The 17,408-nt window shown below is 43.6% G+C and carries 13 protein-coding genes; 6 read left to right on the forward strand and 7 right to left on the reverse strand.

Features of this window, described 5'->3' with window-relative positions; translation table 11 throughout:
- Positions 1-52: 52 nt before the first annotated feature.
- From ACNORC_RS06980 to ACNORC_RS06990, 3 genes are read right to left on the reverse strand one after another with little or no spacing between them, the layout of a single operon-like run.
- Positions 53-2,887 carry a M16 family metallopeptidase gene (locus ACNORC_RS06980; protein WP_418334904.1) on the reverse strand — a complete coding sequence of 945 codons (2,835 nt, stop codon included), beginning with the start codon at positions 2,885-2,887 and terminating at the stop codon, positions 53-55.
- Between the two features lie 12 nt (positions 2,888-2,899).
- Positions 2,900-3,853, reverse strand: a complete 954-nt coding sequence (locus ACNORC_RS06985) for a calcium/sodium antiporter (RefSeq protein WP_418334905.1) — start codon at positions 3,851-3,853, stop codon at positions 2,900-2,902.
- A 22-nt stretch (positions 3,854-3,875) separates the two neighbouring features.
- Complete coding sequence (locus tag ACNORC_RS06990) at positions 3,876-6,368, reverse strand: M14 family metallopeptidase (protein ID WP_418334906.1); 2,493 nt, start codon at positions 6,366-6,368, stop codon at positions 3,876-3,878.
- A gap of 115 nt (positions 6,369-6,483) precedes the next feature.
- On the opposite strand from ACNORC_RS06990, the gene bshC reads away from it, so the two are divergent.
- The 6 genes from bshC (at position 6,484) to ACNORC_RS07020 (ending at position 14,235) form a co-directional block, all read left to right on the forward strand.
- On the forward strand, positions 6,484-8,094 hold the full coding sequence (bshC, locus tag ACNORC_RS06995) for a bacillithiol biosynthesis cysteine-adding enzyme BshC (RefSeq protein WP_418334907.1): 1,611 nt from the start codon (positions 6,484-6,486) through the stop codon (positions 8,092-8,094).
- Between the two features lie 5 nt (positions 8,095-8,099).
- Complete coding sequence (locus ACNORC_RS07000) at positions 8,100-9,476, forward strand: pyridoxal phosphate-dependent decarboxylase family protein (RefSeq protein WP_418335381.1); 1,377 nt, start codon at positions 8,100-8,102, stop codon at positions 9,474-9,476.
- A gap of 349 nt (positions 9,477-9,825) precedes the next feature.
- Positions 9,826-11,355 (forward strand): glutamine-hydrolyzing GMP synthase, encoded by a 1,530-nt coding sequence (gene guaA / locus ACNORC_RS07005; protein WP_418334908.1) that lies wholly within the window; start codon positions 9,826-9,828, stop codon positions 11,353-11,355.
- 10 nt (positions 11,356-11,365) lie between these two features.
- Positions 11,366-13,267 carry a LysM peptidoglycan-binding domain-containing protein gene (locus tag ACNORC_RS07010; protein ID WP_418334909.1) on the forward strand — a complete coding sequence of 634 codons (1,902 nt, stop codon included), beginning with the start codon at positions 11,366-11,368 and terminating at the stop codon, positions 13,265-13,267.
- Complete coding sequence (locus tag ACNORC_RS07015; protein ID WP_418334910.1) at positions 13,267-13,668, forward strand: OsmC family protein; 402 nt, start codon at positions 13,267-13,269, stop codon at positions 13,666-13,668. Before ACNORC_RS07010 ends, ACNORC_RS07015 begins: the two co-directional genes overlap by 1 nt.
- Before the next feature lie 21 nt (positions 13,669-13,689).
- Positions 13,690-14,235, forward strand: coding sequence for a DUF922 domain-containing protein (locus ACNORC_RS07020; RefSeq protein ID WP_418334911.1), 546 nt, complete (start codon positions 13,690-13,692; stop codon positions 14,233-14,235).
- On the opposite strand, the gene ACNORC_RS07025 is transcribed toward ACNORC_RS07020, so the two are convergent.
- The 4 genes from ACNORC_RS07025 to ACNORC_RS07040 all read right to left on the reverse strand — a co-directional run bounded on the left by ACNORC_RS07025 (position 14,216) and on the right by ACNORC_RS07040 (position 17,391).
- On the reverse strand, positions 14,216-15,163 hold the full coding sequence (locus tag ACNORC_RS07025; RefSeq protein WP_418334912.1) for an NAD(P)H-dependent flavin oxidoreductase: 948 nt from the start codon (positions 15,161-15,163) through the stop codon (positions 14,216-14,218). The genes ACNORC_RS07020 and ACNORC_RS07025 overlap by 20 nt on opposite strands.
- A gap of 10 nt (positions 15,164-15,173) precedes the next feature.
- On the reverse strand, positions 15,174-16,361 hold the full coding sequence (mnmA, locus tag ACNORC_RS07030) for a tRNA 2-thiouridine(34) synthase MnmA (RefSeq protein ID WP_418334913.1): 1,188 nt from the start codon (positions 16,359-16,361) through the stop codon (positions 15,174-15,176).
- A 159-nt stretch (positions 16,362-16,520) separates the two neighbouring features.
- Positions 16,521-16,916, reverse strand: a complete 396-nt coding sequence (locus ACNORC_RS07035) for a lipocalin family protein (RefSeq protein ID WP_418334914.1) — start codon at positions 16,914-16,916, stop codon at positions 16,521-16,523.
- 70 nt (positions 16,917-16,986) lie between these two features.
- Complete coding sequence (locus tag ACNORC_RS07040; RefSeq protein WP_418334915.1) at positions 16,987-17,391, reverse strand: hypothetical protein; 405 nt, start codon at positions 17,389-17,391, stop codon at positions 16,987-16,989.
- Positions 17,392-17,408: the final 17 nt, after the last annotated feature.

Below are 17,408 nucleotides of genomic sequence, written 5' to 3' on the forward strand. Positions count from 1 at the left end.
GCTGCCAAAAATGCAATTTTTGGCAGCCTTTTTTCTTTAAAGAAGAATTGCTCTATTCCTCCGGATTCAGAAGAACGGGCGCTCCGAATCCTAATTGCCCAATTCTTTCAAGCTGAGTTTCTGCATCCCCAACAATTAGATAATACATCTTGCCCGGATCTACATATTTACGTGCTAAAGCCTGAATTTGAGGAACAGTAATATTTTTTACTGTTTCTTCCTGTTTTTTGACATAGTCTTTTTTCCAGCCGTAGTCACTAATGCTTCTTAGCATCTCCAGTTTGGAAGACATAGTTTCGAATTTCCTCGCATTACTTTTGATCATGAAACCTTTGGTAACCTCCAGATCCTGCTCGTTAAAAGATTCTGGATATTTCTCCAGAATTTCTTTCACAAGATCTGCTGCTTCATAGGAGATATTGGAACGAACTCCGCTATAGATCAAAAACGGTCCGGGTCTGGTGCTGCCGGCAAAGTATGAACGAATTCCGTAGGTGTAGCCTTTTCCTTCGCGTAGCTCCTGGGTTAACTGTGAAGCGAAACCACCACCTCCAAGCCGGTAGTTCATAATGGTCGCGGGATAGAAATCCGGATCGGTTTCTGCCAGTGCAGGGTATCCGAACATGAATACCGATTGTTTAGCTCCGGGTACATCATAGAAAAATACTTTTGATTCTTTGGGCGCTGCCGGAATAGAAAGCTTCGGTAGTTTGACCTTTTTGACCTTCCAGTTGGCGGCAATCTCTTTTACAGGTGCCACTGCTTTTTCCTTTGAAATATCACCTACCACTAAGAAAGAAGTAAGCTGCGGAGTGAGATAATTGTTATAATAGTCCTTTAGATCCTGTAAAGTGATCTTTTCAAGGGAGGCTTCGGTCCCAAGGTTATTGTAGGCTAAAATGTTGTCTTTTCCGTAAAGGAGTTTTTTGAACTCGTTGGATGCAATGCTATTTGGTGAGGCTTTCTCCTGCTGAATTCTGCTTACCACCTGTTGTTTGGCCAGCTCAAACTCTTCTTTGTCCCAACGGGGTTGAAGAAGGATCTCTTTTACAAGGGCCATAGTCTCTGTATAGTTCTTTGCAAGTGTACTTCCGCGGAGCACGATCTTTTCATCGCTGGCATTCACAGAGATCTCAGCTCCTAAAAGTTCTATAGCTTCCTCCAACTCCTTAGGGGTTCTCTTCGCTGTACCTTTGGTCATCAGGTTTGCCAACAAGTTAGAAACTCCCGTTTTTGTAGTGTCTTCAAAGAGCAATCCACCATCCATTTCAAGGGAGAACTGCACCAATGGCACTTCGGAATTTGAAATTCCGAATACCTCAAGGCCGGAAGCTAATTTAGTTTGCCAGATATCCGGTACTTTAATTTCGGGAGTTGCGCCATAGGGAGGTTCAATTGTGCGATCAAAAGAAGAAGCTGTTCTTTCATAGCTTACCTCCTGATCTGGATTCACCTCTTCTTCAGCCCCCATGACGATCTGTTCTTCCTCTACATCGGCCTCCACAGAATTCTCCAGGGCTAGCTCTTTTTGATCCTTCGGCACAAAGCTGGTCGCTACAAATTCCTCTCCTTTAATGTATTTTTCATACACCCTCATTACATCTTCTGCAGTAACAGCCAGGATCTTACCTACTTCTTTATTGATCATCCCGGGATCCTTAGCAAAGATCTCGTATTGGGCCAGTTGAAATCCTTTTCCAAGAACGCTTGACAAACTGTTGTAGAAACTGGTTTCCTGTCCTGCTTTGATCCGTTTCAGGTCTTTTTCTGAAATGCCTTCTTTTTCGAATTTTTCGAAGGTCTTCTGTACTGCACCGTACACACTGTCGAGGTCCACTCCGTCATAAGCCCGGATCTGAAGCAGGAATTGCCCGGCAAGTTCTGAAGTGTAGTTGAACATCTCCACATTTGGAGTTAATTTTTGCTTAGCCACCAGTTCCTGGTAGAATGGTGCATTCTTTCCTTCTGAAAGGTAATTGGCAAGCACCTCGAGTGCATAGGAATCTTCATGGTAAGAAGGAACAGAAGGCCAGGCTATTGTCAATTCGGGCAATCTCGCAAAATTGTCTTCGTAATAAAGCCTTTTTGAATCCTGAAGATTGGACGGTTTTTTCTCCAGCGGACTCACCTCAGGACCCCGCGGAATTTCCCCGAAATACTTTTTCACCCATACTTTCGCTTGCGCTTTATCAAAATCTCCCGCAATGGTAAGGATGACGTTGTTAGGTACATACCAGCGATTGTAAAAATCTTTTACATCCTGTAAAGTGGCATTTTGAAGATCTTCTAATGAACCGATCACCTGCCAGTTGTACGGGTGATCCTCCGGATAAAGATTTTTATCGATTACGTAAAGAGTATGCCCGTACGGCCGGTTGTCAACACTTTGTCTTTTCTCGTTCTTCACAACCTGCTTTTCCTTTGCCAGAACAGGCTCGGTAACAGTGTTGATGAAGTAGCCCAGTTTATCTGCCTCTGCCCAGATCATTTTTTCAAGGGCATCTTTTGGGACAGTCTGATAGTAGTTGGTGCGATCTCTGCTGGTAGAACCATTTGCTCCCGAACCTCCTACGCGGGCACTCAGTTTATCCAGACCTCCTTTTCCAAGATTTTCCGATTCCAGGAAAAGCAGGTGTTCAAAAAGGTGGGCAAACCCGGTTCTTCCTTCTTTCTCACGAGCTGAACCCACATGGCTTGTCAGAGCCACTGCCACAACAGGGTCTGATCTGTCTACATGGAAAATGACCTTTAGCCCATTGTCAAGTTCAAAGGTTTCATAATCTACATTGAATGTTTTTTCCGCAGTAGTGGTTTCCTGTGCGAGAATGTTTCCGCAGGTAACCAGGAAAAGAAAAAACCAGGTAAAAAAGGTATACGTTGTTTTCATTGGTGAGATTGATTAAATGATCAAATATGAAAGATAAGCTATGTAAAGCGCGATAAATACAAAGCCTTCCCAGCGCTCCAGTTGGCGGCCTTTTCCTGTAAAGATAAATATGAACAACAAGAGTCCGGCAAGGATATTTACCAGGATGTCAAAAAAGGTATTTTCTTGCAGGGTTAATGGAACTATGGTTCCGGAGACACCAAGAATGAGAAAAATATTGAAGATGTTAGACCCTACCACATTTCCAATGGCGATGTCCACATTCTTCTTTCTTACAGCAATGATCGAAGTGGCAAGTTCCGGAAGGGAAGTTCCTATAGAGACGACGGTAAGACCAATGACCCTTTCTGAAAGTCCGATCATTTCAGCCAGGCTTACTGCACTTGTCACAATAAGCCTTCCTCCAATAATGAGTCCGGCCAGTCCAAGAATGATGAAGGCAATGGCAGCAAAATTGGAATATTCTTTTGTCTCGATCTCCTCGTCTGCTGCTCCGCCTTTGGCTACAATAAGGTTGTAGGCGAGGAAGATCAGGAAAAACAGCAACAGCACTATACCTTCAGAACGGGAAATAATATTAGCGCCTGCCCCATCCAGTAGAACATCTGCTCCCACTACGAACACTAAAATTGCTGCGAGGAAACTGAGCGGAACTTCGATCCAGGTAGTGTTTGTTTTGACAGTCAGTGGAAAAATTATGGCAGAAATACCCAAAATACCAAGTACATTAAAAATGTTACTTCCCAGAACATTTCCCATGACCATTTCTTTACTTCCTTTTAGGGCTGCGAAAACATTCACCACAAGCTCGGGGGCTGAGGTTCCAAAAGCTACAATGGTAAGCCCAATAACTATGCTCGGCACACCCATTTTTGCCGCCAGGCTGGAAGCCGCATCTACAAGTTTTGACGCTCCAAAAATGAGCGCAACAAATCCTACTAATAAGAGAAGAATGTCTATAAGCATCTTATGATTTTTTAAATATTAGTTACTTCGGAAGACTGGTCAGGTCCATTCTGTATTCATCGTTATTCACGAAAAAGATCGAATTGACAAAGAAAAGTTTTCCGTTCTCCCAAAAAGCTCTGAAGAGCGGGTTGTCCACAAAATATACAAAACTTCCTGCTCCCATGGGTTCCTCTCCAAAGACAAGGGAAGATTTAATTTTCTTTTTTGCATCACTTCCCGCGAAACCAGCAATAAATTCAGGATCTTCTCCCAGGTAAGCCACATTGTATCCGTCATCCAAATATTTGTAGCTGTCATCGCTAAGTTTCAAACTGAGATAGGTGTCTCCATAACCAAAGGCCATGGGATGAGTCTTGTCAACTTTGGTTCTTACTATGCTTCCTGTAATTAGATCTTTTATGCTTTCCCGTTCCCGCTGGGCGTAAGGAATCAAATTATTTTGTTGTAAACTGTCCTTTTTTGGAGCTTTATTCTTTTCAAGATCAAAACCTTCTTTGCTGGCAAAAAGATCCATGGCACCTCCAAAAGCGATGACTTTTCCGCCATTCCTGACCCATGCAGTTAGTTGATCCATACTTTTGAGGTTTAAACTGTCGCGGTAGCTTCCGGAGGGAAGAATAAGAACGTCCAGTTTTTCCAGATCTCGGGCACCAAAATAGTCAGTACCGATAGAAGTGATAGGGTAATTAAGTTCCTGTTCGAAGAAATACCAGATCTCCCCATAATTCAGGGAAGAAGTGCCTTCGCCTCGAAGTACTCCAATTCTTGGTTTGTTGATGATCTTTACCTGCGAGGAGCCAAAATCGGGACCGCGGGTTGAGAAGCCTGTTTTAGCGGCAGTAAGTGGTTGCTGAAATTCATTGGCAATATTCACCACTTTTTGATCAAAATCTGCTGTACTATTGTCACTCTTAGTGATCACCAGGCTACCGGGCATAAATTTCTTTCCTGCTGTTTCGAGTTCAGTTTCCGTAAAGCGAACTTTAATTCCTGCCTTGAGAAGAGCCGCCAGGAACCTCGCGTCTTTCATACTATTCCAGTCTGATAAATATCCCGTGGCAGCTGGATCTGCAGTATTGGTTACTGCGATAGGTTTTTCTGCTTTGACCGTAGCAATATTTCTGTCTGTTGCCACTGCATCAAGGCCATAGGCGTACGGCAGGCTCCAGGCTGTGATATCGTATGTAAGAGAATCTACCAGTTTCGTTGAAGGTTCAAAAAGCACTTTTACCATTTTACCTTTTGGTTGTGCAGTGGTTACTACCAGGGTATTTTCGTTTACCTGTAACTCTGAATTTTTCTTCTGCCCGTAATTATAACCCTTAACCTTTCCTTTCTGAGCCATGGCATAATTGATTTCATGCCTGTCTAAAAGGTCTTTTACCGCCTCGATCTTATCTGCTCCGCCTGAAAGTGCATAATTGATCTTCTCATTATTCCTATAGAATTTCTGAAATTCGGAATTAAGTCGGTCCACATTTTGAGCAGCTATTTCTACAGTCGAAATTCCGGCGGTGAAGTGATGAGCCACCCGATCAACCAGCGTGAGGACGTGGCCTTCGCCGGTTTGTATGCCTAATCCGGCACGTCCATGACCCGCCTGTTCATAGGTCATCCCAACGGCTCCCATGTAAGTTGGGTAAGTATCCCCGTAACTTGGATAAAGCAGGTCAAAAAATTCCTTGGTGAAATACAACCAGCCCTGCTCATCAAAATACCGCGCGTTGTTCTTTCCAATTTGGGTCTGGAAATCCCGCTGGAAAGGAGTTATGATCTCGTGAAAAGGTTGAGCTGCCGGAGCAAAATAATATGGTTCGTCAATTCCCTGCTCATGAAAATCCACATGAACGTGGGGCAGCCATTTATTATAAACTTCAAGACGTTGTCTGGTTTCAACCTGTGTAGCCCAGGCCCAGTCACGGTTCAGGTCAAAAAGATAATGGTTGGGCCTGCCTCCCGGCCAGGTTTCATTATGTTCTATGGCAATGGGAGAAGTATTATAAGGAGTAGCTTTCATCTGTTTGTACCAGTTCACATAACGGTCGCGCCCATCGGGATTCAATGCGGGATCGATGATCACCACCACATCCTTTAACCAGTCTTTTTTAGAAGAAATAAGCTCATAAAGGGTGAGCATAGCGGCTTCTGAACTGGAAGCTTCGTTGCCATGGACGTTATAACTCAGCCACACGATCGCCTTTTGAGGCATTTCTGAAGATACTCCTTTAGTGCTTTGCAAATGTTGCTGCCGGATCTCTTCCAGGTTCTGCAGGTTCTCTTCCGAAGAGATCACTGCATAAGACAGGATCCTGCCTTCATTGGTAGTTCCATAGGTCTCGTGTTTGACCATCGGGGAATTTTCGGCAACATGCCTGAAGTAATCTACTATTTGATGGTGCCTGGTAAAATGAGTCCCAACTTTATACCCCAGGAATTCTTCCGGAGTTTTTTGGGCAAAAACGAATTGAAAGCTGAAAAGAAAAAGTAAAATGAAAAGCGGCGTTTTTTTCATGAATGCAAACAGATTAGGTTTAAAGTGGTTAAAGGTAATGTCCTGCGGGGAATTAATATAAATTCTCTTAAAAAAATATAGAAGTTCGGTATCTTTACGATCTCAAAAAAATTTTATGCCGAAAGAATCCATTTCCTACATCGACACAAACTTTTTCTCTCCTCTGATTACTGATTATTTAGCTGAAAATGAACGGGTAGCTGAATTCTATAACCGTTTCCCGAAACTCGATAATTTTGAGAAGCAGATCGAAGAGAAGAAGAATTCTTATAATGGAAAAGGATTCAGAAAGACGCTCGTAAATGCCCTTTTTGAGCAGTATAAAGACACAAAACTTTCCGAAGAGACGAAAAAGAACATAGAAGCTCTTGAACAAGAAAATACCTTCACGGTAACTACCGGTCACCAGCTGAACCTGTTCACTGGGCCCATGTATTTTTTGTATAAGATCATCACTGCCATTAACCTTGCTGCCGAATTAAAGAAAAAATATCCGGCCAATAATTTTGTGCCTGTTTACTGGATGGCAACCGAGGATCATGATTTTGAAGAGATCAGCTTTTTTAATCTCCACGGAAAGAAGTTTCATTGGAATCCGGGGAAATCGAAATTTTTGGGAGGTGCAGTGGGGGAGATGCCAACCGAAAGTCTTCAGGATGTGTATGATCTTTTTTCCGCAGAAGTTGGGAACTCTGCAAATGCCCGCCGTCTGAAAGAACTTTTTGAAGCCGCGTATTTACAGCATAAGAACCTGGCCGAAGCGACCCGGTATCTCGCCAATGAACTTTTTGCGGCTTACGGAGTCGTCATTATCGACGGAAATAACGCCGATCTAAAAAGGCATTTTTCGCCCTATATGAAGGAAGAATTGCTGGAGCAGGTCTCGTACAGTGAAACCCTTCCGTTGGCTCAAAAGCTTGAAGAGGAGGGATACTCTGCACAGGTAAATCCAAGAGAGATCAACCTCTTTTATATGGCAGAAGGTTTGCGGGAGCGGATCCTGGAAAAGGATGGAAGGTTTTTTGTCCACGACACACAACTTTCCTGGAGCAGGGAGGAAATGCTGGAACTTTTGGAGCAGCATCCCGAACGCTTTAGCCCAAATGTTATCATGCGCCCCTTGTATGAGGAAGTGGTGCTGCCCAACCTTTGTTATATAGGCGGCGGCGGAGAGCTGGCTTACTGGTTTGAGCTGAAGAAGTACTTCGAAAAGGTAAATATTTCTTTTCCGGTTCTTTTACTTCGGAATTCTGTATTGATCCAAACCGAAAAGCAGGACCAAAAAAGGCAAAAACTGAATATATCCTTAAAAGAATTATTCCTTAAACCTCATGAGCTGATCAATCGGAAAGTGAGGCAGATATCCAATATTGATATTGATTTTTCTCCTCAAAAAGAACATCTGGTTAAGCAATTTCAGGAGATGTATGAAATTGCCGAAAAGACTGACAAGTCATTTCTAGGTGCTGTAAAAGCACAGGAAGTGAAGCAGCTAAAAGGACTTGAAAACCTGGAGAAACGCCTGCTGAAGGCTCAAAAAAGAAAACTTCAGGATGAGGTCTCCCGAATAGCCATGCTTAAAGAAGATCTCTTTCCGAATAAAGGATTACAGGAACGGCATCACAATTTCTCAGAATTCTACCTTGAGTACGGAGAGGACCTTATCCCGGCCTTAATACAAAATCTTAGACCCCTGGAATTAAAATTCGACATACTAACCCTATGAGTAAAATGCATAAAATTGACATCGATTTGGTGGAGATGACCCTCGATGTCATGAAATATACAATTGACCGGATTTCAAATGTTACGCCTGAACTTGGCGCCCCAAAAAAAGAAGAAGATCTCTATAAAATTATTGGCGAAACCATTACCCCTAAAGGAATAGGAGGGGAAGTGGCTTTCAAGATGTTCCGCGACACCCTCGTAAAGGCGACCGTGCCAATTGACCATCCGAGACACCTGGCTTTCGTTCCAGCCGCTCCTACGAGGGCAGCTATTATGTTTGACCTTGTCACCTCTGCTTCCAGTATTCATGGAGCTTACTGGATGGAGGGAGCAGGAGGGATCTTTTGTGAGAACCAGGCAATGAAATGGCTGGTTTCCCTTACAGGGCTTCCTGAAAGCGCGTTCGGCGTGTTCACCAGTGGTGGAACAGCAGCCAATCTTTCGGCACTGGTTGCAGCAAGAGGAGCCTGGCGAAAAAAGGATCCTACCAATAATGGAGTAAGGGCCTTGTTAATGACCTCTAACGGAGCTCATTCTTCAGTACAGGCAATGGCAAAAGTGATGGATGCAGATGTGGTGTTGATCGACTGTCCTGATGAGAACCTTCGCGGGAAGGTCTTACAAGAGGCAATCGACGGTCTGGAAGAGAAGGATCGAAAAAGGCTTTTTGCAGTAGTAGCTACCGGAGGAACTACCAACGCCGGAATTATTGATGAACTGGATTCTGTGGCTGCGGTATGTGAACGGGAAGACGTGTGGTTCCATGTAGACGCTGCCTACGGTGGTGGTGCCCTTGCTGCACCTTCGGTAAGGCATCTTTTTAAAGGAATAGAAAAGGCCGATAGTATTACGATTGATCCGCATAAATGGCTTTTTTCTCCTTATGATTGTGGGGCTGTGATCTATAAGGATATGGAAGTGGCAGCCGATGCGCATTCCCAAAAAGGGGCTTACCTGGAGATCTTCAAAGACGAGGGTGCCCAGGGTTTTAATCCTTCAGATTACCAGATACAACTCACCCGTCGTTTGCGCGGACTGCCATTGTGGTTTTCGCTTGCTATGCACGGGACCGACAAGTACCGGGATGCCATTGAGAGAGGAATAGAACTCGCCAAGATCGCAGAGAAGAAGATCCAGGAAAATGAGCTATTGGAGATGGTGAGACCTGCGAGTCTTTCAGTAGTATTATTCCGAAGAAAAGGCTGGAAGGCCGAAGATTATAGAGACTGGACGTATAAAAATCACAAAGAAGGGATCGCCCTGGTCACTCCTACCAAATGGAGAGGAGAGAATGGGGTGGAGACAATTTCCCGTTTCTGCTTCATTAATCCTGACACTACCGAAGAAGATATAGATATCATTTTGGAGACCATGAAATAAGTCTCGGGCAGCAGAAGGAAAATTCTGCTAAAAAACATGCTTTTCATCGATAATATTTGCTGTTGGTCGAAATATACCCGACCTTTGCGGTATAAATACCCTACCTCGTGGAAATGTTTTTGCTGGCTTGTGCCGTCTTCCTTTGTTCGCTATTTCTGGTGTTACTCATTAGGACCAGGATGAGCATTAAGGCAAATCAGGATCTTATTGACCAGGAATTGCAAAGAAACAGCGCGGAAAAGAAGGATTAATTTCTTTTTTCTCCGGGCTACTTTTTTTTCCGGTCCTTTAAAAACAGAATTTCTTTTGGCACAGCCATGAAAATTGGCTCAAATTCCTATTTTTGCACATGCAAAACAACGTACTCATTTTAGATTTTGGGTCGCAGTATACCCAGTTAATTGCGAGACGGGTCAGAGAGCTCAACATTTACTGCGAAATTCATCCCTACAACAAGATTCCTGAAGAAATAACCAATTTTAAGGCTGTGATCCTTTCCGGAAGTCCATTTTCGGTAAGAGGCGAACAGGCTCCGCATCCCGATCTTACAAAGATCAGGAAGAAGGTGCCGCTTTTAGCTGTTTGTTATGGTGCTCAATACCTTGCTCATTTTAACGGCGGAAAAGTAGAGGCTTCAGAAATCAGGGAATACGGAAGAGCAAATCTTTCGGTCATCAAAGACGGGGAAACTCTCTTTGAAGGCATAAAGGAAAATTCCCAGGTCTGGATGAGTCACAGTGATACCATTAAAGAACTGCCCGAGAATGGAGTGCGGCTTGCAAGTACTGCAGATGTACTTAATGCTGCCTACCGCATCGACGGTGAGGAAACCTACGCTATACAGTTCCACCCGGAAGTGTATCATTCTACTGACGGAAAACAATTGCTGGAGAATTTTCTGGTGAAGATCGCGGGAGTAGAGCAGGAGTGGACTCCTGAAGCTTTCGTAGATATGACCGTTGCTGAGCTAAAGGAGAAAGTGGGGGATGACAAGGTAGTACTTGGATTGAGCGGCGGAGTAGATTCTACTGTGGCTGCTGTGCTTCTGCACAAAGCTATCGGTAAGAACCTGTATTGCATCTTCGTTAATAACGGGTTACTACGAAAAGGAGAATTCGAAAGCGTACTTGATCAATACAAACATATGGGGCTTAATGTGCGAGGGGTAGATGCCTCGGCACGTTTTTTGGAAGCCCTTGCTGGGATCTCAGATCCTGAAGGAAAGAGAAAGGCGATTGGAAAGACCTTTATTGAGGTTTTTGATGATGAAGCCCATCGTATTCAGGATGTGAAATTCCTGGCTCAGGGAACTATTTATCCTGATGTTATTGAATCTATATCTGTAAAAGGGCCTTCAGCGACTATAAAATCTCACCACAATGTGGGAGGTTTGCCAGATTTTATGAAATTGCAGGTGGTGGAACCACTGCGAATGCTGTTCAAGGATGAAGTGAGACGTGTGGGTGCTGAATTGGAGATCGATAAAGAATTGTTGGGAAGACATCCTTTCCCGGGACCTGGTCTGGCTATCAGAATCCTTGGAGATATAACTCCGGAAAAGGTGAGAGTGCTGCAGGAAGTGGATGCGATCTTTATCAACGGACTAAAAGAATGGAAGTTATATGACAAGGTCTGGCAGGCGGGTGCGATCCTGTTGCCGGTAAGTTCAGTAGGAGTAATGGGAGATGAACGCACCTATGAAAAAGTGGTCGCTTTACGTGCTGTGGAATCCACAGACGGAATGACTGCAGACTGGGTGAATTTACCTTATGATTTTTTACAAAAGACTTCCAACACAATAATTAACCGTGTAAAAGGCGTTAACAGGGTAGTATATGATATAAGCTCCAAACCCCCGGCCACTATTGAGTGGGAATAAAATTTGACCTATGAAGAAATTACTTGTTCTTTTCCTGTTTTTCCAGATGTTGACTACAGCTGCTTTTGCGCAGCAGTATAAATATCACATAGTGAAACGCGGAGAAACTACTGCAGACATCGCCAGGATGTACAATATTACTGAAGCCACCCTCTTCAAGTATAATCCCGATGCGCGAAACGGCATTAGTCCCGAGACCAAACTGGTGGTTCCGCTAACAGAAAGTGTCAGGCAGGAGAACGTGAAATTTGAAATTCATAGGGTTAAGAGAAAAGAGACCCTCTTTAGTCTTTCACAGCAATACGGGGTGGAAATTGAAGATATCAAACGCTTTAATAAACATCTCTACTCTCAGGAATTGAAAAGGGGAGAAAAGATCAGGATCCCGGTAAACCTTCCGGTGGTGGAAAAGGAGGCTACAGAAAAATCTGTTGGAAACCCTTTAGATCTTACTATTAAAGAGCATGTGGTTCTTCCGAAGGAAACCCTCTACGGAATTTCCCGCAAATACAATATTACCATTGCTGACCTTCAACGCCTGAATCCGAACCTGGAGAATCTTCAGCCGGGAATGGTGCTTAAGGTAAGAAATGGTTCTTTTGAAAAGGTTGTGGATGTTGAAGGCGATCTTTTTAAGTATTACCAGGTAAAGCCGCAGGAAACCCTTTACAGGCTTACTAAAAAATTTGGGATCAGCAAAGATTCACTGATCGAATTGAATCCGGCTTTGGCCGACGGATTGAAATCGGGTATGGTATTGCGGGTTCCAAATGTTGAGCTGTATGAGGAAGGGGATTTTTCCGAAGAAAACCTGGTGAATCTGGAGAACCGGCTTAATAATTTCAGGACAAAGAACCTGGTGGTGATGCTGCCTTTTAATCTTGATAAGGTCGTGAAGACTGACACCAGCAGTAATTCTGCTGAAAGAATTAGAAAGGATAAAGTGATGCAGATCTCCCTGGATTTCTACAGCGGAGTTCTTATGGCAGTTGATTCAGCAAAATCCCTGGGCATAACTACAAATCTTCGATTTTTTGATACTGAACAGAAGGCCGAGAAGGTACGTTCTATTATTAATACCAATGATTTTAGTAATGTGGATGCAGTTATTGGTCCGCTGCTTCAGTCGACTATTGAAGCTGCAGCTTCTTCTCTTGAAAGACAGAATGTTCCGGTAATTTCACCACTTACCAAGAAACAGGCGGGTTCTATGGGCAACTTTTTGCAGTCCAGGCCTACAGATGAAATGCTGAGCGAGGCAATGATCTCCTATATTTCAAGGAACGCTTCCGGAAAGAATATTATAATTATTGCAGATGCTGCCGCAAGTGCTAAAAAAAGCCGACTATTAGCAGCATTTCCAGATGCCAAAACGGTGAACCCGAGAGAAGGTAGTTATCTTAATGAAGCAGAACTGGCAGGTGCCCTGGTTGCAGGAAGGCCTAACTGGGTGATCCTGGAAGCGAGTAAGATTGGGGTGCTGAGCAATGCTACTTCTTACCTCAATTCTATGGCAGACAAATTTCCTATCACTCTTATGACCACTGATAGAAATAATTCGTTTGACAGTGATAACGTATCAAACCGTCACCTTGCGAAATTAAAATTCCACTATCCTTCGGTTGACAGGGCTTTTTCTCCGGAAAAGAGCAGGTCTTTTGTAAAGAAATACGAGGAAAAATACGGTGTAATTCCTAATATCTATGTTATCCGCGGATTTGACGTGACCTATGATGTTTTATTGAGGTTGGCTTCCGCAGAAGATCTTTACGCTTCCATTGCACAGGAAGGGATGACTCAGTATGTGGAAAACAAGTTTGACTACGAAATGCGTCCCACCGGAGGTTACCAGAATAAAGCTATTTATATTATGGCTTATGACAAGGACCTTAATCTTAACGTGGTAGAGTAATGACGTCAAAAGTGACTTATCTGGGCGATCTTCGCACGGAATGTGAACATTTGCAGAGTGGCCGTAAGATCATTACCGATGCTCCGTTGGACAATCAGGGACAGGGGGAAGCTTTTTCTCCTACAGATACTGTTGCCACGGCGTTGGCCAGTTGCATGTTCACCATCATCGGGATCAAAGCCCGGGACAATGGACTGGATGTGACCGGAGCAGTGGCAGAAGTCACCAAGGTCATGGCAGCCGATCCCCGTCGCATTTCGGCCATTAAAGTCGGCATTACCTTTCCGCGGACTTATTCGGAAAAAGATCAGAAAATATTGGAAAGGGCTGCTAAAACCTGTCCTGTTCTATATAGCCTTCATCCCGACATTGAACTGGATGTACATTTTTCCTATAACTAAAGCCCTGTGAAAATCCCATTTTTGAGTCTGCTATTAGGAATGGTCTTAGTGCCGGTTTTGCAGGCGCAAACTCCTGAAAAGAAACTGGCCTGGAATAACACTCCTCTTAGCTGGCAGGATTTTGAAGGGGTACCTGATGCTTTAAATCCTTTTGATGCCAATACCAATTCCGGCTTTTCCTATTCGTGGTCCCTTTCAGTAAAAGGAGGAGAATCTGTTTTTCTTTATGAAGTGAAAAGTTGGTTCTTTCCGGAACTTTCCTGGGTAAAGAACGGAAAGAAGTCACAGGAGCTTTTAGACCATGAACAGTTGCATTTTGACATTTCTGAATTGCATGCGAGAAGGCTGCGCAGTACACTGGAAGAGCTGAAAATCGATCCTTCTTCAGATGTAAAAAAGCAACTCAGGGTGCTTTACGAAAGAACGGAAGCGGCAAGGATTGAGATGCAGGAGCAGTATGACGCTGAAACGCGGCATGGAGAAAATACTGCAGCCCAGCAAAAGTGGGCGAAAAAGGTTAAAACTGATTTAGATTCTCTAAGCGGGTTTAGAACTGAAGATCAGTAACCTCGGCCTTAGCCTCATTGAATTCACTGATCATATCACGAAGGATCTCTGCGGCAGGTTTAATATCGTGTATAAGTCCGGAAACCTGGCCTATTTCAAGTTCTCCTTCTTCAAGATCACCTTCAAACATGCCCTTTTTGGCTCGCGCTCTGCCCAGCAATTTGATCAGATCATCTTTGGTAGGATGTTTAGAATAGAGCTCATTTATCTGTTCAAAAAAGTGATTTTTGAGCAGTCTTACGGGAGCAAGTTCTTTTAGTGTGAGAATAGTGTCTCCTTCCTGAGCCTTTACTACCATCTCTTTGAAAGCCTGATGTGAAGAAGCTTCGTTGCTAGCTACAAACCTGCTGCCCACCTGTACCGCATCAGCGCCCAGAACCATAGCGGCGAGCATTCCCCGCCCAGTGGCAATACCGCCTGCCGCGATCAACGGTATGCTGATCTTTTCGCGCACCATAGGGATCAGCGTAAAAGTGGTGGTTTCGTCCCGTCCGTTATGACCTCCGGCTTCAAAGCCTTCAGCTACCACGGCGTCTACTCCGGCTTCCTGCGCCTTAAGAGCAAACTTTACGCTACTTACCACGTGAACTACGGTAATTCCTTTTTCTTTTAAATGGGCTGTCCAGGTTTTGGGATTTCCCGCAGAAGTAAAAACTATCGGAACTTTTTCCTCAATAATTATTTCCATGATCTCCTCCAGATTGGGGTAAAGCATGGGAACATTTACCGCAAAAGGTTTATCGGTCGCTTTTTTGCATTTTTGAATGTGCTCTCTAAGGATCTCCGGATACATGGAACCGGCACCAATAATTCCCAATCCTCCTTCATTACTAACGGCACTGGCAAGTTTCCAGCCGCTGGCCCAGATCATGCCAGCTTGAATAACAGGATATTTTATATTGAAGAGTTCGGTAATGCGGTTGGCCATAAATTTGGGGTTAAGATATTACACCAGATCCCAGCAATTCTTCTCCGTCATACCAGGCGACGAATTGTCCTTCGGTGATCGAAGCCTGGGGTTCCTGGAAAACAATATATAATCCGGTGTCGGTTTGGTGCAAAGTAGCTTTTTGAAGAGGTTGCCGGTAACGAATTCGCGCGTCAACTTCCATTTCTTCGTTTGGTTGCAGCTTTAGGTCTTCCCGTATCCAATGTATCTCATCCTGGGCCACAAAAAGTGCCTGTCGGTAAATTCCGGGGTGATCTTTTCCCTGTCCGGTATAAATTACATTTTCTTCTACGTCAGTTTCAATAACGAAAAGAGGCTCGGGAGTTCCACCCACAGCCAGACCTTTTCGCTGTCCTTTTGTAAAATAATGTGCACCCTGGTGTTTCCCAACAACTTTTCCGTCATTCGGGGAATAGGTGTATTTACGGGAAAGGTAGGCGAGCTCTTCTTCTTTATTAGAAAAAGCAGCTTGTTCTTCACGGTATTTTTCTTCGGAAGCATCTATTTCAACGATAGTTCCTTCTTTGGGTTGTAATTTCTGCTGAAGGAATTCCGGAAGGCGAACCTTTCCGATGAAACAAAGTCCCTGAGAATCCTTTTTTTCAGCGGTAACCAGGTTCTGTTCTGCAGCTATTTTACGCACTTCGCTCTTCTGAAGCTCGCCAATAGGGAACAGGGTTTTTGAAAGTTGCTCCTGGGATAACTGGCAAAGGAAATAGGATTGATCCTTGTTCGCATCTTTACCGGACAACAGTTGATACGTAGGTTTTCCGTCTACTGAAATCTCTCCTTTTCGGCAATAATGCCCGGTGGCCACAAAATCGGCACCCAGGGAAAGGGCAATTTTCATAAAGACGTCGAACTTAATTTCGCGATTGCAAAGTACATCGGGGTTAGGCGTGCGCCCACGCTCGTATTCGTTGAACATATAATCAACAATGCGCTCCTTATATTCTGCACTAAGATCAACCGTCTGGAACGGAATGTTCAACTTTTCGGCAACAAGCATGGCATCATTGGAATCATCGAGCCAGGGACATTCCTTGGAAATGGTCACGGAATCATCATGCCAGTTCTTCATAAAAAGACCGATCACCTCATACCCCTGTTCCTTCAGCAAATATGCTGCAACACTGGAATCTACTCCTCCCGATAAACCAACAACTACTCGTTTCATGCTTTTAATTCCTTTCAAAAAAGCCTTTTTTCACCTGCTTTTCTGCGAGGCAAAATTACATAAAATATGCCACTTTGAAGGGCTCCGGAATTTCCGCTTTATGGAAATAAAAAAGGTGACTAACGGCCACCTTTGAATATATTAAGAATTAGATTCTGCCTATCTCTGGAAGGTAAGGGTCACCGGAAAAGAATTATAGCTGGTAATAAAAGTGAATTCATTCTTCCCATTGAAATTGACGGTTCCTATAAAAGTTCCAAGATCAGGAATGGTGACGGTATAAGTCCCATTGGTATTTTCTTGCCATTCGCCTGACGATTCTGAGGACTGGCAGTTATTTTCAGGGTCATACACGGTCCAGTCCGTAGTATCATCCTGGTTAAAGGTAATAACAGGTTTATTTGGGCAGGCTGACAGGTCATAGACCTGAGAAGGTGTAACACTTACGAGAGTCCAGGTGGCAATCAGGGAAGGATTACCTGCGTCGTCATCATCGCTGCAGGAGGTGAAGCCAAGAAGACTTACTGCTAAAAATAAGATAAGGTACTTTTTCATATTAGATTAGGTTTTTTGTTATCTAAATGTATTCAAAAAATCCAGAGATGGAAAATGTTTTGATTTATCCCTACTTTCTTTCGAAAGTAAAGATCACAACCTGCTCATTTATTTGAGTAATAAAGTTGAAGATGTTGATGCTTTCAAATTCCACATTACCTTCAAGAAGACCATAATCCGGAAAAATTTCCATGGTATAGAGGGAATCTTCAAGAAACTCCCATTCACCCTGAGAGTTCATTTCTGTACAATCAGAATCTGTATCAAAATAAGTTGTCTTGATTACATTTTCCTTTAAAACAGAAATTTGTGTTTCCTGCAAACAGGCATCGGGGTCATAAAACTCTGATCTATTAATATCTATAAGAGTCCATTTTCCGACAATTTTTTCACCGGGTTCTTTGTCATAATCTACGCTACAGGAGTAGAAAATTGAAACAAAGAGGAGGAGGAAGAGGGGCAGTATTCTTTTCATTTATTCATTTTTAATGC

This window comes from Salinimicrobium soli, from assembly GCF_048323655.1.
Classification (GTDB): Bacteria; Bacteroidota; Bacteroidia; order Flavobacteriales; family Flavobacteriaceae; genus Salinimicrobium; species Salinimicrobium soli.